Raw genomic sequence first — 20,520 nt, 5'->3', positions numbered from 1 at the left:
GAAATCAGCCTAAGGAGAATACCTCATGACCTTGATCGATTGTCTTTGACACGTGCAGACTGCTGCCGGAACCATCCGGTCGCGTCTCAAGTTTCACGGAAGCCTGTTTCGAATGATGGCGCAAAATTGCCATGATCCTGACGAAGAGGCCGTGAAAATCTTCGCCTGAATACGTTTGTTCTAAGCCGCCACTTCGAATTCATCCCCTTCGCGCGCCGGGAAGCGAAGCAAAGGGTCCAAATGCATGAATAGTCGTGTGGGGCAGGACAAAAACGGTAAAGGCGACAATGCCTGTCACTCTGTTTGGACCCAGAACCCGAATCCATGACGTCTCAAAACCTCTCCACTGTTCCGCCGCGCGATTCTGAAGCCAAGCAGATCGATCATAACGATTCGATCCGTGCCACCTATTTCTCCAACGATCAGATCCGGGAATGCGGTTCGATCTTCGCCCGCAACGGCGCTGCGACGAAGCTGCCGGGCTTTGCGCCCTTCGATTTCTTCGACCGGCACAAGGAGAACGAAAAAGAGATCCTGCGCGTCTATCGTTCGGCCAATGCCGACGTCGATGCCGGCGAATCGATCACGCCTGCGGCCGAATGGCTGCTCGACAACCACTACATCATCGAAGAGGCGATCCAGGAAGTCCGCCGCGATTTCCCGAAGAAGTACTACGATCAACTGCAGAAGATCACCATAGACGGCATGGTGATGCCGCGCACGCTGGCGCTTGCCTGGCTCTATGTCGCTCACACGCACAGCACCGTATCCAACCAGGGTCTGCTGGCGCTTGTCGAAGGCTTCCAGTCGCACGACATGCTGAAGATCGGTGAGCTCTGGGCGGTTCCGTCGCTGGTGCGCTATGTGCTCGTTGACAATCTGCGTCGCATCTCCAGCCGCGTCGAGCAGAGCCGCCTGACGCGCAAGAAGGCCAATGCCGCGGTCGATGAGCTGATTCGCCTCAATGACGACGCCAAGGTCACCGAGTTCCTGAGGACGCTCGAACCCTATACGTCCGACAATACCTTCGCCACGCAGTTCCTCTATCGTCTGCGTGATGGCTCGCACACTTCGGGCCTCGCTGTCACGTGGCTGGAACGGCGTCTGACGGAGGCCGGCACCGATGCCGAAACCGTCATGATGGCCGAGCACAACCGCCTGTCGTCCGGCAATGTGACGATGGGCAACATCATCAAAAGCCTGCGGCTGATCGACGATACCGACTGGTCGGGCTGGGTCGAGGAGGTCAGCGCAGTCGACAAGCTGCTCTGGGACGAGACCGATTACGCAAAGCTCGATCCTGGCTCGCGCAACAGCTATCGCCGCGCCATTGAGAAGCTAGCACGCCGCTCCGACAAGACGGAAATGGAGATAGCCCAGGTCGCCATGGCCATGACCGAAGCGGCCAAGGCCTCGGGCGAGCCGCAGCCGCATGAGCCCAATATCGGCGATTTCATCGTCGGCCAGCAGATCGAGAAGCTGGAAAAGGCGATCGGCTTCCGCCCGAAGCTGTCGCAGCGTTTCGTCCGCCAGTGGCGCAAGTTCAACTGGCTGGCGATCGCCGCCCCCGTTCTCCTGATCACCGTCATCGCTCTCTGGATCGTCGGTTATTTCATGATCCAGGCTGGCATGGGCTGGGCTGAAACCATCATCCTGCTGTTGATGTTCTCGCTGCCGGCATCCGAAGGCGCCACCGGCCTGTTCAACTTCGTGGTCACCATGTACCTCACGCCGGCGCGTCTCGTCGGCTATGAGTTCAAGGAGGGCATTCCGGAAGAGGCTCGTACACTGGTCGTCGTGCCGACTTTGATCGGTAATCGCGACAGCGTCGACGAACTGGTGCGCAACATCGAGGTCCATTATCTCGCCAATCCGCTTGGCGAAGTCTATTACGCGCTTCTGAGCGACTGGCCGGACAGCAAGGAAGAAGAGAGCGAACGCGATCTGGAGATTCTGGATTACGCCCGCCGCGAAGTCGCCAATCTCTCGGCCCGCTATGCCGAGGACGGCAAGCAGCGCTTCTATCTGCTGCATCGCCGCCGTCTTTACAATCCGGCCGAAGGCGCCTGGATGGGCTGGGAGCGCAAGCGCGGCAAGCTGCACGAGCTGAACCTGCTGCTGCGCGGCGACCGCGACACGACCTTCCTGCCCGGCGCCAATACCGTGCCGAAGAACGTGCAATACGTCATGACGCTCGATTCCGACACGCGCCTGGTGCGCGACACGGTCACGAAGCTTGTCGGAAAGCTGCATCATCCGACCAATCGCCCGGTCTTCGATCCCGAGACCAAGCGGGTCGTGCGCGGCTATGGCGTGCTGCAGCCGCGCGTCACCCCGTCGCTGACGACGGGCAAGGACGCCTCGGTGTTCCAGCGCGTCTTCTCCGTCAATCGCGGTCTCGACCCCTATGTCTTCGCCGTCTCCGACGTCTATCAGGACTTGGTCGAGGAAGGCACGTTCACTGGCAAGGGCCTCTATCATGTCGACGCCTTCGAGGCTTCGTTGAAGGGCAAGATCGAGGAGAACGCGGTTCTCAGCCACGATCTGCTCGAAGGCTCGATGGCGCGCTGCGCCCTCGTCACCGACTGCGAACTCGTCGAAGATTTCCCGATCCGCTACGAAGTCGAAGTCTCGCGCCAGCATCGCTGGGCTCGCGGCGACTGGCAGTTGCTTCCCTATCTCTTCAATCCGAAGCGCGGCGTCACCGGCCTCGGCCGCTGGAAGATGATGGACAATCTGCGCCGCTCGCTGACGCCGATCGCCTGGTTCTTCGCCTCCGTTCTCGGCTGGTATTTCATGGGGCCGTTCGCCGCCCTGATCTGGCAGATCCTCTTGATCTTCTGCCTGTTCGTGGCGCCGACACTGTCGCTGATCAACGGCATCATTCCGCGCACCAGCGATATCGTTGCCCGGGCCCATCTCTATACGGTCTGGTCGGATATCCGCGCCGCCAATGCGCAGGTCGCGCTGCGTATCGTCTTCATCGCTGACGGCGCCTGCATCATGGCCGACGCCATCGGCCGCTCGCTCTACCGTGCCTTCGTCAGCCGTAAGCTGATGCTGCAGTGGCGCACGGCGGCCAGCGCCCAGGCCGCGGCGCAGACGACGATCCTCGGCCACTACCGCGTCATGTGGCATGCACCGGTGCTGGCGCTGCTGGCATTGGCTTTCGCATCTCTTTCCGGCGACAATGCCTTCTTCGTCGGCATCCCCTTCGCGCTGCTGTGGATTCTGTCGCCGGCGATCGCCTGGTATGTCAGCCAGACGGCGGAAACCGAAGACAAGCTCGAAGTGCCGGAAGGCGTCTCCGCCGAGCTGCGCAAGATCGCGCGGCGCACCTGGCGTTATTTCGACACCTTCGTGGTCGAGCAGCAAAACCACCTGCCGCCGGACAATGTGCAGCAGACGCCGCATGCGGTGGTCGCTTCGCGGACTTCGCCGACCAATATCGGCGTCTACCTGCTCTCCGTGATCTCGGCCCGCAATTTCGGTTGGATTTCCTTCGAAGAAACCATCGATCGCATGGAAAAGACCATGGCGACCGTCGAGAAGCTCGAGAAATTCCGCGGGCATCTCTGCAACTGGTATCATACGGACACGCTGAAGCCGATGGGCGCGCGCTATGTCTCGGCGGTCGACAGCGGTAACTTCGCCGGTCACCTGATCGCCGTGTCTTCGGCCTGCCGCATCTGGGCGGAAGCACCTTCCGCACATATGCAGGGCAATCTCGACGGTATCGGCGATGTCGCCGGCATTCTCGGCGAAATGCTCGCCGAACTGCCGGATGACCGCAAGACCGTTCGTCCGCTGCGTCATCGTCTGGAAGAGCGCATCATCGGCTTCCGGAACGCGCTGGCCGCCGTCAAGCGCGAGCACGAGTTCGCCTCGATCCGCATCATCAACCTGTCGGTCCTGGCGCATGATATTCAGAAGCTCGCCGCCAACCTCGACCATGAGGTCAAGTCGCAGCAGAGCGGCGAGGTGCTCACCTGGTCGGAATCGCTGGTGAAGGTCTGCGAAGGCCATATTGCCGACAGCGTCTTCGATCTCGCCAATGTCGATGCGCTGCGCCAGCGTCTGGCAAAGCTGCGCGACCGCATGCGCGATACTGCTTTCGGTATGGAATTCGCCTTCCTCTACCGTCCGGAACGGCGCCTGCTTTCTATCGGCTTCCGTGTTGAAACCAACGAACTCGATGCCGCCTGCTACGACCTGCTGGCGTCCGAAGCGCGTCTTACCAGCCTCTTCGCCATCGCCAAGGGCGATCTGCCGACGGAGCATTGGTATCGCCTCGGCCGCCAGGTTGTGCCGATCGGCTCGCGGGGTGCGCTGGTTTCCTGGTCCGGCTCGATGTTCGAATATCTGATGCCGCCGCTCGTCATGCAGGAGCGTCAGGGTGGTATCCTCAACCAGACCAATAATCTGATCGTTCAGGAGCAGATGAATTATGCCAAGCGCCTCGGCGCCGGCATCCCCTGGGGCATTTCGGAAGCGGCCTTCAACGCCCGCGACCACTACATGCACTACCAGTACACCAACTTCGGCGTGCCTTCGCTCGGCCTGAAGCGCGGTCTCGGCCAGAATGCGGTCATCGCGCCCTATGCCTCGATTCTGGCCAGCCAGTATCGTCCGGAAGCGGCGCTCGAAAACCTGCAGAAGCTGCGCAAGGTCGGCGCGCTCGGCACCTATGGCTTCCACGACGCCGTCGATTTCACGCCGACCCGCGTTCCCGAGGGCAAGAAGTGCGCGGTGGTCTACAACTACTATGCCCACCATCACGGCATGTCGATTGCGGCTATTGCCAACGTCGCCTTCAACGGACGCCTGCGTGAGCTGTTCCATGCCGATCCGGTGATCGAAGCGGCCGAACTGCTGCTGCAGGAAAAGGCGCCGCGCGATATCCCTGTCATGGCCGCAAAGCACGAGAGCGACCAGCCGGCCAATATCCAGGAAGACATGCTGCGTCCGGAAATCCGCAAAATTGCCGATCCGGCGACGCACGATCGCGAACTCGCCTTCCTGTCCAACGGCCATTACGCCGTCATGCTGACGGCGACCGGCGCCGGCTACTCACGCTGGAACGGCTTGTCGGTCTCGCGCTGGCGGCCCGATCCGACGGAAGATCGCTGGGGCACCTTCATCTTCCTGCGCGATACCGCATCCGGCCAATGGTGGTCGGCCACATCGGAGCCGCGCAGCGTCGAAGGCGAAAAGGTCAAAGTCACCTTCAGCGATGAAAAGGCGGAATACAGCAAGACCATTGGTGATCTCACCAGCGACGTCGAATGCATCGTCGCAACCGAAAACGATGCCGAGGGCCGCCGTGTGACGCTGCTCAACATGGGCGCGGAGGATCGCTTCATTGAAGTGACCTCCTATCTCGAGCCGGCAATCGCCAGCGACGATGTCGATTCGGGCCATCCGGTCTTTGCGCGCATGTTCGTGCGCACCGAGATCGGCAGCACGGGCGACGTGATCCGCGCCGAGCGCAACAAGCGCGATTACAACGAGCCTGACATGTCGATCGCCCATCTGGTCGTCGACAATGCCGGCACCGAGCGCCCGACGGAATTCGAGACAGACCGCCGCAAGTTCCTCGGCCGTGGCCGGACGCTCGCGGAAGCCGCCGCTTTCGATCCGGGCACAACTCTGTCCGGCACGGACGGCTTCACCATGGACGCCTGCTTGTCGCTGCGTCGCGTCGTGCGCGTGCCGGCCGGCAAGAAGGTCAGCGTGATCTTCTGGACGATCGCCGCACCGAGCCGCGAGGATGTCGACAAGGCGGTCGATCGCTACCGCAATCCCGATACCTTCGGCATCGAGCTCACGCAGGCCTGGACGCGCACGCAGATGCAGATGCGCCATGTCGGCGTCACCTCGCAGCAGGCCGCAGCCTTCCAGAAGCTTGCCCGCTATCTCGTCTATCCGGACATGCATCTGCGCGCCGACAGCGCCACCGTTCAGGCCGGCCTGCATTCGCAGTCCGCACTTTGGCCGGTGACGATCTCGGGTGATTTCCCGATCTTCACCCTGCGCATCAACGACGATATCGACCTCGAAATCGCGCGGGAAGCGCTGAGTGCCGCGGAATATCTGCGTTCACGCGGCATCAATGCCGATCTGGTGATCGTCAATGAGCGGGCCGTGGACCAAGCCCAGGACATGCAACGGGAGCTCGACAAGCTCGTCGAGCATATTCGCCACAATCAGGGCGAGGGCCTGCGCCAGAATATCTTCTCGGTTCGCAAGGATCTGATCGAGCAGGAGACCTATCAGCAGATTCTTGCTGCCTCGCGCGTGATCTTCCATGCACGTAACGGCAAGCTTGTTGATCAAATCGCCCGTGCGGCGACGCTGTTCGGTTCGGCGCAGTCCGATGGGCCGGCGCCGGTCAATCGCCTTGCCGTACCGATGGTGCCGCAGAAATCCGTCTTTGCAGCCGGTGAACTGGAAGCACAGGACGACCTCGACTTCTGGAACGGCTATGGCGGCTTTGCCGACAATGGCCGCGAATATGTCGTCCGGCTCGCCGGCGGCCAGTCGACGCCGCATCCGTGGATCAACGTCATCTCCAACGAGCGTTTCGGCTTCCATGTGCCTGCTGAAGGCGGCGGTTTCACCTGGAGCCACAATTCGCGCGACTATCAGTTGACCCCATGGACCAACGACATGGTCATCAACCGTCCGGGCGAGGCGCTTTATGTGACCGATCTCGACAGCAATACGGTGATGACCCCCTATGCGGCCCTGTCGCGCAATCCGAAGGTCCAGTATGAGGCCCGCCACGGTCTCGGCTATTCGGTGTTCTCGAGCGAACAGAACGGCATAGCGCTGGAGCTGACGCAAACGATCGATCGCGAACGCCCGGTCAAGCTTTTCCGCCTGCGCATCCGCAATACGGGCGAGGGTAGCCGCCGGCTGCGGCTCTACAATTATGCGGAATGGGTGCTCGGCATCAATCCGCACAAGACACGGCCGTTCATCCTGTCGTCGGTGGATGAGGAAACCGGCGCGCTGTTTGCCAACAATCCCTACAGCATCGATTATTCCAAGCGTATCGCCTTCATGGCGGCGAGCGAGGCGCATTCGAGCTTCTCGGCCAGCCGCCGCGAATTCATCGGCCGTTACGGCACGGTGCAGATGCCGGAAGCCGTCGTTTCCGGCGCTGCTCTTTCCAATTCCACCGATCTCGACGGCGATCCCTGCGCGGCGCTCGCCTTCGATCTGACGGTCGGAGCCGGCGAACAGAAGGATATCTGCTTCTATATGGGCGATACCGCTTCGATCGAAGAGGCGCGCGCATTGGTGGCCGACATCCGCAATGCCGATTTCGAGGCTGTGCTTTCGGCCAGCCGCGGCTTCTGGGATAACTTCACCGGCCGTCTGCAGATCTCGACGCCGGACAAGGCGATGAACAACCTGATCAATGCCTGGCTGCCCTATCAGAGCCTCGGCTGCCGGATCATGGCCCGCACTGCCTTCTATCAGGCTTCCGGCGCCTTCGGTTTCCGCGACCAGTTGCAGGATACGCTGGCCTTCCTGATGCATGCGCCGGAGCTTGCCCGCAAGCAGATCCTGAATGCGGCGCAACGCCAGTTCCGCGAAGGCGATGTGCAGCATTGGTGGCTGCCGGGCAGCGGGGCCGGCGTGCGCACGAGTATCTCGGACGATGTCGTCTGGCTCGCCTATGCCATCAACCAGTATTGCACGGTGACCGGCGACAAGTCGCTTCTCGATGAAGAACTCGCCTTCGTCGAAGGTGCGGCTCTCATGCCTGGTACGCACGATGCCTTCTACCAGCCGACCGTGTCGCAGGATAAGGTCAGCGTCTATCAGCATGCGGCCTTGGCGCTCGATCTGGCGATCAAGCGCAAGGGCGGCAACGGCCTGCCGCTGATCCTCGGCGGCGACTGGAACGACGGCATGAACCGGGTCGGCATTCAGGGCCGTGGCGAAAGCGTCTGGCTTGGCTGGTTCCTGGCCGGCACGCTCACCTCTTTCCTGCCCTATGCGGAAGCGCGGGGCGACCGGGAGCGTGTCGAACGCTGGACCAAGCATCTGCCGGAACTGCGCAAGGCGCTGGAAACGGCGGGCTGGGATGGCGGCCACTATCGCCGCGGCTATTTCGACGATGGCAGCCCGCTCGGCTCGGACGAGAATTTCGAATGCCAGATCGATTCGATCGCGCAGTCCTGGAACATCTTGTCCGGCGAAGGCGACCGCGAGCGCGGCGAGAAGGCGATGAATGCCGTTCTCGAAAAGCTGGTCGACGATGATAACCGCATCATCCGGCTGTTCACGCCGCCCTTCTCCAAGTCGGCGCGCGATCCGGGCTACATCAAGTCCTATCCGCCGGGCGTGCGCGAAAACGGCGGCCAGTATACCCATGCCGCGACCTGGGTGGTCATGGCACTGGCAGAGATGAATCGCGGCGACGATGCCTGGCATTGCTTCGAACTGCTCAATCCCGTGAACCATGCACGAAATCGTGATGAGGCCGATACCTACCGCGTGGAGCCCTATGTCATTGCCGCCGACGTCTATGGCGAGGGGCAATTGACCGGCCGAGGCGGTTGGACCTGGTATACGGGCTCGGCCGGATGGCTTTATCGCGTGGCAATTGAGGGAATTCTCGGCATTCGCGTCAAAAATGGCCATCTCTACGTCAAGCCGGCGCTGCCGTCGAAGTGGGATGGCTTTGCGGCGGACCTCGATCTGCCGAGCGGAAAATACCGCATTTCCGTCTCAAAAGCGCCCGATGCTAAGGGATACTTGGTGTCTGTGAATGACAGGGCGATCGCCCATCCCGAAGAGGGCTATCCGATCGGACAGTAGCGCTTTCCTGCACTGTTTCGCTTCAACGATCGGGGCCAAAGGGGGAACTCTTTGGCCCCGATCGCATTTGGTTGTCGGAACAGGAGAGGTCCATGAATTCCAGGGCAAATATCGACGTGGCTTCGGCAACGCGAATCACCTTGCCGAAGGCGACGACGCAGCGGGATACGAGACTGGATGTTCTGAGGGCTTTGGCCCTGATCACGATCTTCATCAATCATGTGCCCGGTCAGTTCCTCGAGCGGCTGACCACCAAGAATTTCGGTTTCTCCGACGGGGCGGAAGCCTTTGTGCTGATCTCCGGCATCTCCGTCGGTCTTGCCTATGGCACGCGGTTCAAGCCGGGCAACCGGCTTTCAATTGCCTTGAAGGCAGTCAAGCGCGCTTTCACGCTTTACACCGCGCATATGATCACCACTTTCATCACGCTGGTGCTGTTCATTTCCGGCGCATGGGTCTTCCGCCAGGCTGGCCTTCTCTGCGAGGTGAACATCCTTGCCGTGCTTATGGATCCGGCTCGCGGCGTTCCGGCCCTGCTGCTGCTCGGGCACCAGATCGGCTACAACAACATCCTGCCAATGTATGGCGCCCTGTTCCTGATGCTGCCGCTGATGTTGGTGCTGGAGGCGCGAAGCCCGCTGCTTTTGCTTTTGGTTTCCGGCAGCGTCTGGCTGGTCGCTGGCATCTATCAGATGGCGCCGCACACGACGCTGCTGGAGGGTTTCTGGTTCCTCAATCCGCTGTCCTGGCAGTTCCTGTTCGTCATCGGCTTCGTTGCCGTCATGCATGTGAAGCGCGGCGGCCGGATATCCTATAATCCGGTCCTGTTTGCGCTGTCGCTTGCCTATGTCGTGCTGTCCTTCATCTGGGTCACCGACAAGCTCTGGGTGCTGGGCGATCACCTTGCAGCCTTCGGCCTGCCGACGGTCGTCACTGGTTTCGACAAGACATTTCTGTCGCTGCCGCGATTGCTACATGTGCTGGCGCTTGCCTATCTTATCATCACTGTGCCGTCGGTTTCGCGGTTACTGCGTCGGTCCGCCGATCATCCGTTGACGATCCTTGGACGGCATTCCCTCAGCATTTTCGTTGCGGGCACGATCCTCGCCATGGCCGGCCAGGTCATCCTCTACGTTACCGACAAGGATCCGGCCGTTGGCGGCGCCTATGTGCTCGTCGGGATCGCCGCACAGTTCGCCTATGCCTATTATCTCGAGCATAAGCGGCAGGATGCAGTCAGCCGCCCGTCCCTTGCGACGTCCATAGCGACGATTCCGCTGCCGGTGCGAACCGAAAAGCGCCGATAGTCGGCTCTGCGGCCATCGGCTACCACAACACGTAATCCATTGAATTATATTCCCAATTCGTTTTGCGACGCTTGTGTGAACGAAGTGTGACGTGATTTTTCTGCAACGCAATGACAATCCAGTGCGTTGCAGCAAAGATTCCATTGCTCGAAATCTTGTTGTGCAAAATTGAATTGCCTACATCGGGACCGTGACGGCGCTCGGGGAGTGCCGCCACCCCGGCGCTATACGCGTCCGAACGGGCGCGACGCATTCGTGGGGATTGTCAAAACGGGAATGGGGTAGGAAACGTCGAATTTTCGGCGCGATAGCTCATGCCCAATCGATACTGGATTGGAGTAATCTATGAATATCAGAAGTCTTCTTCTCGGTTCGGCCGCTGCTCTGGCTGCCGTTTCGGGAGCACAGGCGGCTGACGCCATCGTGGCCGCCGAGCCGGAGCCGCTTGAATATGTTCGCATCTGCGACGCCTTTGGCGCCGGTTACTTCTTCATTCCCGGCACGGAAACCTGCCTGAAGATCGGCGGCCGCGTCCGCACCGAGGGCGAATGGTACGATGCCTACAACGCCAACAGCAAGAACGGTACGCTTTGGCATACCCGCGCCGAGCTCAGCATCGACACGGCGAGCGATACCGAATACGGCCCGCTGAAGACCAACACCGTCTACCGTTGGGATTGGCAGGAAGGCAACTCCACGAGCACGAAGCTGCTTTGGGCCAATATCAGCCTCGCCGGCTTCACCGTCGGTAAGCTCGACTCGCAGTACAACCTCTTCATGGGCTATGCCGGCAACGTCATCAACGACGACGTCGTCTATGACGGCCCGAAGGAACTCAACCAGTTCACCTACAAATATGATGCCGGCAACGGCTTCACGGCGGTGATCTCGCTGGAAGATTCCAACTCGTCGGCCGACACTTCGTCCTACGGCGGCGCATGGCGCACCGGCAAGGCCGATCATTATGCTCCTGACGTTGTTGCCGGCGCCGGCTACAAGGCCGGTGCATGGACCCTCCGGGTCATCGGCGGCTATGACTCGATCGTCGAAGAAGGCGCCATCAAGGCCCGCATCGACGCCGATTTCGGCGACTTCAAGGCCTTCCTGATGGGCGGCTGGAACACGGATGGCGACAAGCTGAACAAGTATGCCGGTTCCTACCTCAACAGCAACCGCTCAGCCTGCCCGACCAATGGCGCGGATTGCGGCTGGGGCGACTGGGCCTTCTGGACGGGCGCCAGCTACCAGTTGACGCCGAAGCTGCAAGCCAATGCTCAAGTCGCTTACACCGACTCGAAGATCTTCGCCGCCACCGCCAATGTTGCCTGGCGTCCGGTCAAGGACCTGCTGATCGAGCCGGAAGTGTCCTACACGGATTGGGACGCTGCCGACAAGGATCAGTGGGCCGGCGTGCTCCGCTTCGAACGCAAGTTCTGATCTGATCCCGGTTTGACGCCAGTCGCAACCGGTTTGACGTTGGCCGTGACTCCAGCTTGACGCCAAAACCGATTTGACCTCCGATCAGAGAAGGAGAAAGGTCCGGGTTCCCTGCCGGGCCTTTCTTGTTTTTGGCTTACTTGCCGTATTCGAAGGGGAGGTTTCTTGCGAGGGGCCAGGCACAGGGCTGCGGCGTCATCGTGCTTGCCTGATAAACTCCGCGCTGTCGGCAACAAAAAAGCCGGAAGAGCATCGCTCTCCCGGCCTCGATCTTTAAGCCCTTTGCAAATATCAGGCGGCTTCGTTTTCCGTGGTATGTGCCTTGCGGACTTCGTCGTCCGTCAGGATGCCGCTGGCGCGGAGCAGGGCGGCGAAGCGGCCGTTGCTCTGGCTGAGTTCGTTGAAGCTGCCGTTTTCGATCACGCGGCCATTGTCGAGGAAGAGGACGATATCGGCCTCGCGTACCGTCGACAGGCGGTGGGCGATGATGAAGGTCGTGCGGTTCTGGCGCAGATTGTCGATCGCCGCCTTGACCCGGTTCTCGGTCTCCACGTCGAGCGCGCTGGTCGCCTCGTCGAGCACGAGGATCGGCGCGTCCTTCAGGATGGCGCGGGCGATAGCGATACGCTGGCGCTCGCCGCCGGAGAGCTTGTTGCCGCGTTCGCCAACCCGGGTCTCGTAACCGCTCTCGCGATTCTCGATGAAGTCGTTGGCGGCAGCCGCTTGGGCGGCGCGGACCATCTCCTCTTCGGTCGCGCCTTCGCGGCCGAGACGGATGTTGTCGCTGATCGAGCGGTTCAGCAGGCCGGCATCCTGGAAGACGGTGGCGATGTAGCGGCGCAGCGACTTGCGTGTCACCTTGGTGATGTCGTTGCCGTCGACGAGGATCTGGCCGTCCTGCGGGTCGAAAACGCGCTGCAGCAGGTTGACCAGCGTCGTCTTGCCGGCGCCGGTCGGGCCGACGATGGCGACCGTCTGGCCGGCCTTCACCGTGAAGTTGATGTTGTGAAGGCCCTGCGACGTATTGCCGAAGCCGAAGGATACGTTGCGGAACTCGACTTCGCCCTTGACGTCCTTAATTTCGGCAAGCCCGGCCGGCTCTTCACGGTCGCGGACGGAATCTTCCAGCGTGTAGAAGTCTTCCAGCTTGGCACGTGCTTCGAAGATCTGGTTGGCAAAGTTGCGAAGCTGCTCCAGGCGGCCGATCAGCACGTTGGCGAAGGCGATAAAGGTGATGAGCGCGCCGAGGCTCAGGCTGCCGTCTTGGACGAGCACCGTACCGATCATCAGGATCGCCATCATCGCGACGGTCGAGGCCGTGCGGTTCAGCGCGCCGGCAAGCGCCCACCAGTCGAGAACCGGATACTGCGCGGCGAGCAGTCGTTCGGTGAAGGACTTCAGCGCCCTGGTTTCGGCTTCGATGCGGTTGTAGCTGTGCAGCACGGAAACGTTGCTGATGCTGTCGCTCACATGCGAGAACACCGTGTTGTAATGGCTTTCCACCGAGGTCTGGCCATCCTTCGTGCGGTTCATGACCAGACGGCCGATGATCCAGTAGAAGACGCCGAGCAGGATGAGAACGGCCGACAGGCGCAGGTCCATGGCAATGGCCGTGGGAACCATCACGACCAGTGCGACCGCCGTCGTCAGATGGTTGCGCATGAATTCGAGCCAGAGGCCGAACAGGGCTTCGCAGGCGCGCAGCAGCGTGTTCAACGCACTCGCCGTGCCGCGCTGGCTATGCCAGGAGAGCGGCATGGAGATGATGCGGCTAAACGCTTCGGTCAGCAGCGAGGCGCGGCGTCCATGGGCGAGACGATCCGCCTCGCGGGAAACGACGATGAAGGCGACTGCGCTGAAGACGGCGAAACCGGCCCACAGCATCATCGTCGGCGCCGCGGCCTCTTTCTTGGCAATGGCGTCGAAGATACGGCCGAACAGAACCGGCTCGTAAATAGTGGTCATCGCCAGTGCAATGTTTGCGATGACAACCATCCAGACGCGGTATCGATACGCGCCAAGATACTTCAGGGCTCTTGCATAGACTTTGAACAACGACACGTCGGGCACCCTCTGTGCATCTGCGAAAATTCGGAATGATCGGATGCTACAGATTGGTTCCTGAACCGGCGATTAACGGAATCCGACGCTGTTTTTTCAAGGTAATTTTTACCCCTTATGCCGGGTGCCGCGAGGGTACGAAATCGGCTGCCAGAGAAATGTGACAATTAAAGAATACTTCATATCATGGCATTGTCGCGCAGCGATGCGATTGCTATTCAGGGTTGATCACTAAATTTTTCGCCAATGACGTTCAATTTATTTTCGATCCGATTATGTTTGCCCGCCATCAGCCGACTCGGGAGGCAAGGCGGAACATGAAGGCGGCATCTGCTGACGAACAACCAGGCTTTCAAGCCAGGGGGTAGCTGTGAATATTCATTCCTTAATACAATTGCTTGTGGTCATTGAAGAATGCAAGCTTGCCAAGAATGTCGTGGCGGAGCTGGAACTGGTGCTGCGGTCCTACAAGTTCGATTTCTACGGTCTGCTGAAGCAACCGCGGCCGAATGTAGACCCCACGACCCTGATGCTGGCCGGACGCTGGCCCGACAAATGGCCGCTCACTTACGTCGCCAAGAAATACCTGCTTATCGACCCCACCATCCGTTATCTCGGCCGGGCGCAGCGGCCCTTCCGCTGGCGCGATGCCATGGCGGCGCTGAAGGGCGATCCGCTGCGCCGGCGCATGGAGCAGATGATGGCCGATGCCCGCGCCCACGGGCTGATCGATGGCTATATCTTCCCCATTCACGGGCGCAGCGGCCTGCTCGGCAGCATGACGGTCGGCGGCAATGTGGTCGATCTGTCGCCCGCCGAGCTCTCGCTGTTCGATGCGGTGGCGAAAAAAGCCTTCTGGCGGCTTCTGGAATTGCGCGGCGAAGCGCAATCGCTGGAACAGCCATCCACAATCGACGTCAAGCTGACCAGGCGCGAGACCGAGGTGTTGAACCATCTGGCTGAAGGTATGACCTCCATGGAAATCAGCCGGACGCTCAAAATCTCAAATCACACCGTCGATTGGTATATGAATAGTATCCAGGACAAGCTGAACGCCAAGAACCGCCAGCATATCGTTGCCATCGCCTTCAGAAACGGGCTTATTCCGTAGTGGCAACTATTTTGATGTCGGATGTCGCAGGAGAAATTGAACTTCTTGTGACAAGAAGTTAAGAATTCTCTTCGCGGGTGCAGCATTGCCCGTTTCGATGCCGTGAGGAGACAGCATTGCCCATTTCCAAGATCCTGGTTGCCAACCGTTCCGAAATCGCCATCCGCGTATTCCGCGCCGCCAACGAGCTTGGCATAAAAACGGTGGCCATTTGGGCCGAGGAAGACAAACTCGCGCTGCACCGCTTCAAGGCGGATGAGAGTTATCAGGTCGGCCGCGGCCCGCATCTTTCGCGCGATCTCGGGCCGATCGAAAGCTATCTGTCGATCGACGAGATCATCCGCGTCGCCAAGCTGTCCGGCGCCGACGCCATCCATCCCGGCTACGGCCTTTTGTCGGAAAGCCCGGAATTCGTTGATGCGTGCGATGCCGCCGGCATCATCTTCATCGGCCCGCGCGCCGACACGATGCGCCAGCTCGGCAACAAGGTGGCAGCGCGCAATCTCGCGATTTCGGTCGGCGTGCCCGTCGTGCCGGCTACGGAGCCGTTGCCAGACGATATGAAGGAGGTCGCCAAGATGGCCGAGGAGATCGGCTATCCGGTCATGCTCAAGGCCTCCTGGGGCGGCGGCGGTCGCGGCATGCGCGTCATCCGCGCTGAGGCCGATCTTGCCAAGGAAGTGACGGAAGCCAAGCGCGAGGCGATGGCCGCCTTCGGCAAGGACGAGGTCTATCTCGAAAAGCTCGTCGAGCGTGCCCGCCACGTCGAAAGCCAGATCCTCGGCGACACGCACGGCAATGTCGTGCACCTCTTCGAGCGCGACTGTTCAGTTCAGCGCCGTAACCAGAAGGTCGTCGAGCGCGCGCCGGCGCCTTATCTGACCGATGCGCAGCGTCAGGAACTGGCCGCCTATTCGCTGAAGATCGCCGAAGCGACGAACTATGTCGGCGCCGGCACCGTCGAATATCTGATGGACGCCGACACCGGCAAATTCTACTTCATCGAAGTCAATCCGCGTATCCAGGTCGAGCATACCGTGACCGAAGTCGTCACCGGCATCGATATCGTCAAGGCGCAGATCCACATTCTCGACGGCTTCGCCATCGGCACGCCGGAATCGGGCGTTCCGAAACAGGAGGACATCCGTCTCAACGGTCATGCGCTGCAATGCCGCGTGACGACCGAGGATCCGGAACATAATTTCATCCCGGATTACGGCCGGATTACCGCCTATCGCTCGGCCTCCGGCTTCGGCATCCGTCTCGACGGCGGCACGTCCTATTCCGGCGCCATCATCACCCGCTACTACGATCCGCTGCTGGTCAAGGTGACGGCCTGGGCGCCGAACCCGCTGGAGGCGATCGCCCGCATGGACCGCGCGTTGCGCGAATTCCGTATCCGTGGCGTCGCGACCAACCTCACCTTCCTCGAAGCGATCATCACCCATCCGAAATTCCGCGACAACAGCTATACGACGCGCTTCATCGACACGACGCCGGAGCTGTTCCAGCAGGTCAAGCGTCAGGACCGCGCCACCAAGCTCTTGACCTATCTCGCCGACGTCACCGTCAACGGCCATCCGGAAGCCCGCGGCCGACCGGCGCCGTCGCCGAAGGCGGCCGAACCGGTCTTGCCCTATAGCGACGGCAAGGTTCCGGACGGCAGCAAGCAGCGCCTGGATCAGCTTGGCCCGCAGAAGTTCGCCGAATGGATGCGCAACGAAAAGCGCGTGTTGATGACCGACACGACGATGCGCGATGGCCATCAGTCGCTGCTCGCCACTCGTATGCGCACCTTCGACATCGCCCGGGTTGCCGGCACCTATGCGCGCGCTCTGCCGCAATTGCTGTCGCTGGAATGCTGGGGCGGCGCCACCTTCGACGTTTCCATGCGCTTCCTCACCGAAGACCCGTGGGAACGCCTGTCGCTGATCCGCGAGGGCGCGCCGAACCTGCTCTTGCAGATGCTGCTGCGCGGTGCCAACGGCGTCGGCTACACCAACTATCCCGACAATGTCGTCAAATATTTTGTTCGCCAGGCGGCCAAGGGCGGCATCGATCTCTTCCGCGTCTTCGACTGCCTGAACTGGGTCGAGAACATGCGGGTGTCGATGGATGCGATTGCCGAGGAGAACAAGCTCTGCGAGGCGGCGATCTGCTATACGGGCGACATCCTCAATTCCGCCCGTCCGAAATACGATCTGAAATATTATACCGATCTCGCCGTCGAGCTGGAAAAGGCCGGCGCGCATATCATCGCGCTGAAGGACATGGCCGGGCTCTTGAAGCCGGGTGCGGCCAAGGTCCTGTTCAAGGCGCTGCGCGAGGCGACTGGCCTGCCGATCCATTTCCATACGCATGATACCTCGGGCATTGCAGCCGCAACCGTGCTGGCTGCCGTGGACGCCGGCGTCGATGCCGTCGATGCCGCGATGGATGCGCTCTCCGGCAATACCTCGCAGCCTTGCCTCGGCTCGATCGTCGAAGCGCTGAAGGGAACGGAGCGCGATCCGGGCCTCGATCCCGAATGGATCCGCCGCATCTCCTTCTATTGGGAAGCGGTGCGCCATCAGTACGCCGCTTTCGAAAGCGATCTCAAGGGACCGGCCTCGGAAGTCTACCTCCACGAGATGCCGGGCGGCCAGTTCACCAATCTCAAGGAACAGGCCCGCTCGCTTGGCCTCGAGACCCGTTGGCATCAGGTGGCGCAGGCTTATGCCGACGCCAACCAGATGTTCGGCGACATCGTCAAGGTGACGCCGTCCTCGAAGGTGGTCGGCGACATGGCGCTGATGATGGTGTCCCAGGACCTGACGGTCGCCGATGTCGAAAACCCGGCCAAGGATATCGCCTTCCCGGATTCGGTCGTTTCCATGCTGAAGGGCGATCTCGGCCAACCGCCGTCCGGATGGCCGCAAGCACTGCAGAAGAAGGCACTGAAGGGCGACAAGCCCTATACCGTCCGTCCAGGTTCGCTGCTCACTGAGGCCGATCTCGATGCCGATCGTAAGGCGATCGAAACCAAGCTGGAACGCAAGGTCGACGACTTCGAATTCGCCTCCTACCTGATGTATCCGAAGGTCTTCACCGACTATGCGTTGGCGGCCGACACCTATGGCCCGGTCTCGGTGCTGCCGACGCCGGCTTACTTCTACGGTCTGAAGGAAGGCGACGAGCTGTTTGCCGAAATCGAGAAAGGCAAGACGCTCGTCATCGTCAACCAGGCGATGACGGCGACCGACGAGAAGGGCATGGTGACGGTGTTCTTCGAGCTCAATGGCCAGCCGCGGCGCATCAAGGTGCCGGATCGTGCCCATGGTGCGTCGGGCAGCGCCATCCGCCGCAAGGCCGAGACCGGCAATGCCGCCCATGTCGGCGCGCCGATGCCGGGTGTCATCTCCACGGTCTTCGTCTCGCCCGGCCAGGCGATCAAGGCCGGGGATGTACTCGTCTCCATCGAAGCGATGAAGATGGAAACCGCGCTGCACGCGGAGAAGGATGGCACGATTTCCGAGGTGCTGGTGAAAGCCGGCGATCAGATCGATGCCAAGGATTTGCTCGTCGTATATGGCGCCTGAGCGTCCATAAAACACGGAAAGGGGGCGGCTCGTCATCCGGCCCCTTTCTGCAGCCCGCGAGCGGAGTCGCATCCATGACCGATCATTCCCTGCATGTCGGGCAATACGACGTTACTCTTCTGCACGACGGGTTATTCGAAGCGCCGGTGGATGTGTTGATCCACACGGATGGCGATGCTGCCCGGCAACATGCGATCGAAAGCTGGGGTAAGCCGACGCTTCAGGTGGATGTGAACTGCTTTCTCCTGCGCGGGCCTGCCGGTGTTCTTCTCGTCGATGCCGGGACGGGCACTGCCTGGGGGCCGAAATACGGCCATGCGCGATCGGCGTTGCATGAAGCGGGGATCGCGCCGGATGAAATCCAGAGCGTTTTACTCACCCATATTCATGGCGACCATGCGCTTGGCTTGTTCGATGGAGACAAGCCGTATTTCCCTCATGCAGACGTGTTCGTGTCGGACAGTGATATCGCCTTCTTCACCGATCCCGTCGCGCGCGAGGCTATGCCGGAGGCGCGGCGCGGCGGCTTCAAAGTGGCCGAGCAACTGCAGCGCGTCTATGGCTCCCGCATAAAACGGATCGGGGCTGGCGAAGTGCTGCCCGATATAGAGGCGCATCCGCTGCCGGGCCACACGCCGGGCCACACCGGCTATCTGCTGCGCGGTGGCGACAATTCTCTTCTGATCTGGGGCGATGCCCTGCATTTGGGGGATCTGCAGCCCGGCGATCCGAAGATCGGCCTGGCCTATGATCTCGATCCCGAGCTGGCCGTCAGAACCCGCCGGGCTGTTCTGGAAGATGCCGCCCGCGAAGGCTGGATCGTCGCCGGCGGCCACATCACCGGCTTCGGGCGCGTGGAGCTGGCCTCCAACGGCTACAGGATTTCGCCGGTGTGAAGCATCCGCCGGCCTCTCCTCGCTCACAATCTCTGCTTCTCGATCAAGGCAGCCCAGACTGCCGCCAGCAGCGCGAGCACCGCGGATATCAGCATCAGAGCAAACAGGGTATGGATCGTCGCCGATTGCGCGATGAACAACCCGCCAATCGAGCCGATGAGGGCTCCGCCCGCGATCCTCATGGCGGCGGCGAGCCCCGCAGCCGTGCCGACCATATCCGCCCGGACCGACATTGCACCACTGTTGGCAGCCGGCATGGTGAGACCGTTGCCGATGCCGATGAACATGCAGGGGCCGAAGAGCGCCCAGATGTGCGTCATTCCCGACAGCGACAGGGCCAAGCCGATCGACAGGCCGATGCAGGTCAGAAGCCGCGCGATGACAAGGATCCTGCCGAGCGGGATTTTCGCGGCGTAGCGGCCGGCGAGATAGCTGCCGAGAATGAAGCCGGCGGGAACCAGGCCCATGTAGAAGCCGAGCTTGGCGCTCGATCCGCCGAGGGAATCGCCTATCGTGAGCGGGGCTCCTCCGAGGAAGATATAGAGCACGCCCATGGAGCAGGCCATGCAGAGCGTATAGGCCCAGAATCGCGCCGAACGCAAAAGCACTCCATAGGAGTCAAGGTAGTTCCTCCGTGCATCCGATAAGGGCGCTCTCGATCCCGTCAATTCACGCAGGGAGAGGAGGAAGGCGGCGATGCCGAGGATCGCGAGGACGACGAAGCTTGCGCGCCAGCCGAAAAACTCGTCCAGCGAGCCGCCGAACAGCGGCCCGAGCATGGGCGCCAGCGCCCATCCCATGGCGAGATAGCCGAATTTGCTGGCGGCCTCGCCCTCGTCGGATGTTTCCTTGATGACGACGAGAGCGACGGAATAGCACGGCCCGATGCATGCCTGCATCGAGCGAAAAACGAGAAAGGTGCCGATATCGGGCGCGAGAATGCAGCCGATCGAGGCGATGATGAAGATCGCGAGCGCCGTCAGGACCACAGGCCGGCGGCCGAACCGATCCGATATCGCTCCCCCGATGGCCTCAAGGGACGCGGTGACTATGGAAAAGCCGGCGACCGAAAGGTTCACGAGGGCGAAATCGGCGTGGAATGCTGCTGATATCTTCGGCAGCGACGGCAGGATCATGTTGACCGGCAGCACGGCAAGGGCCGAGAGCAGGATGAGGGTCGTTAGCCGCGGCTGTGCGGCGGCTTGCCCGATGGTCGTGTCTTCGATTGCTTGCGTGGCTGAATGGTCTATGCGGCTTTTGGTGCGCGTCATGGCCTTGTCCGTCGCGTGAGTGGG

8 protein-coding genes are annotated in these 20,520 nt (G+C 61.1%); 6 read left to right on the top strand and 2 right to left on the bottom strand.

Going from position 1 to position 20,520, the window contains the following annotated elements; translation table 11 throughout:
• The first annotated feature begins 324 nt into the window (after positions 1 to 324).
• The 3 genes from QA648_RS16465 to QA648_RS16455 all read left to right on the top strand — a co-directional run bounded on the left by QA648_RS16465 (position 325) and on the right by QA648_RS16455 (position 11,579).
• Complete coding sequence (locus tag QA648_RS16465) at positions 325 to 8,835, top strand: glucoamylase family protein (protein ID WP_283048104.1); 8,511 nt, start codon at positions 325 to 327, stop codon at positions 8,833 to 8,835.
• Between the two features lie 92 nt (positions 8,836 to 8,927).
• Positions 8,928 to 10,142 (top strand): OpgC domain-containing protein, encoded by a 1,215-nt coding sequence (gene opgC / locus QA648_RS16460; RefSeq protein WP_283048103.1) that lies wholly within the window; start codon positions 8,928 to 8,930, stop codon positions 10,140 to 10,142.
• A 345-nt stretch (positions 10,143 to 10,487) separates the two neighbouring features.
• Entirely contained in the window at positions 10,488 to 11,579 is a 1,092-nt protein-coding gene (locus QA648_RS16455) for a porin (RefSeq protein ID WP_283048101.1), read from the top strand.
• A 291-nt stretch (positions 11,580 to 11,870) separates the two neighbouring features.
• Here the strand turns inward: QA648_RS16455 and QA648_RS16450 are convergent, their stop codons facing one another.
• A complete protein-coding gene (locus QA648_RS16450) occupies positions 11,871 to 13,640 on the bottom strand; it encodes a glucan ABC transporter ATP-binding protein/ permease (RefSeq protein ID WP_104825274.1) in 1,770 nt (589 codons plus the stop codon).
• Between the two features lie 370 nt (positions 13,641 to 14,010).
• Between QA648_RS16450 and QA648_RS16445 the strand changes: the two genes are divergently transcribed.
• The 3 genes from QA648_RS16445 to QA648_RS16435 all read left to right on the top strand — a co-directional run bounded on the left by QA648_RS16445 (position 14,011) and on the right by QA648_RS16435 (position 19,225).
• Complete coding sequence (locus tag QA648_RS16445; RefSeq protein WP_283048100.1) at positions 14,011 to 14,751, top strand: LuxR family transcriptional regulator; 741 nt, start codon at positions 14,011 to 14,013, stop codon at positions 14,749 to 14,751.
• A gap of 116 nt (positions 14,752 to 14,867) precedes the next feature.
• Positions 14,868 to 18,329 (top strand): pyruvate carboxylase, encoded by a 3,462-nt coding sequence (gene pyc, locus QA648_RS16440; protein WP_283048098.1) that lies wholly within the window; start codon positions 14,868 to 14,870, stop codon positions 18,327 to 18,329.
• Between the two features lie 74 nt (positions 18,330 to 18,403).
• Entirely contained in the window at positions 18,404 to 19,225 is an 822-nt protein-coding gene (locus QA648_RS16435) for an MBL fold metallo-hydrolase (RefSeq protein WP_283048096.1), read from the top strand.
• A 23-nt stretch (positions 19,226 to 19,248) separates the two neighbouring features.
• On the opposite strand, the gene QA648_RS16430 is transcribed toward QA648_RS16435, so the two are convergent.
• The gene (locus QA648_RS16430; RefSeq protein WP_283048094.1) at positions 19,249 to 20,496 is read right to left on the bottom strand and encodes an MFS transporter; all 1,248 of its coding nucleotides are present in this window, start codon (positions 20,494 to 20,496) and stop codon (positions 19,249 to 19,251) included.
• Between the last annotated feature and the right edge of the window lie 24 nt (positions 20,497 to 20,520).

Origin of the sequence: Rhizobium sp. CB3171 (assembly GCF_029714265.1) — a bacterium.
In the GTDB taxonomy this organism is placed as follows: domain Bacteria; phylum Pseudomonadota; class Alphaproteobacteria; order Rhizobiales; family Rhizobiaceae; genus Rhizobium.
Note: the sequence above shows the minus strand (reverse complement) of the source record. Positions and strands in the feature narration are given on the sequence as shown.

Excerpts from the sequence above, each read along its gene's own strand:
- QA648_RS16465 (WP_283048104.1), top strand. The coding sequence starts at position 325 with ATGACGTCTCAAAACCTCTCCACTGTTCCGCCGCGCGATTCTGAAGCC.
- QA648_RS16430 (WP_283048094.1), bottom strand. The coding sequence starts at position 20,496 with ATGACGCGCACCAAAAGCCGCATAGACCATTCAGCCACGCAAGCAATC.
- QA648_RS16435 (WP_283048096.1), top strand. The coding sequence starts at position 18,404 with ATGACCGATCATTCCCTGCATGTCGGGCAATACGACGTTACTCTTCTG.
- opgC (WP_283048103.1), top strand. The coding sequence starts at position 8,928 with ATGAATTCCAGGGCAAATATCGACGTGGCTTCGGCAACGCGAATCACC.
- QA648_RS16455 (WP_283048101.1), top strand. The coding sequence starts at position 10,488 with ATGAATATCAGAAGTCTTCTTCTCGGTTCGGCCGCTGCTCTGGCTGCC.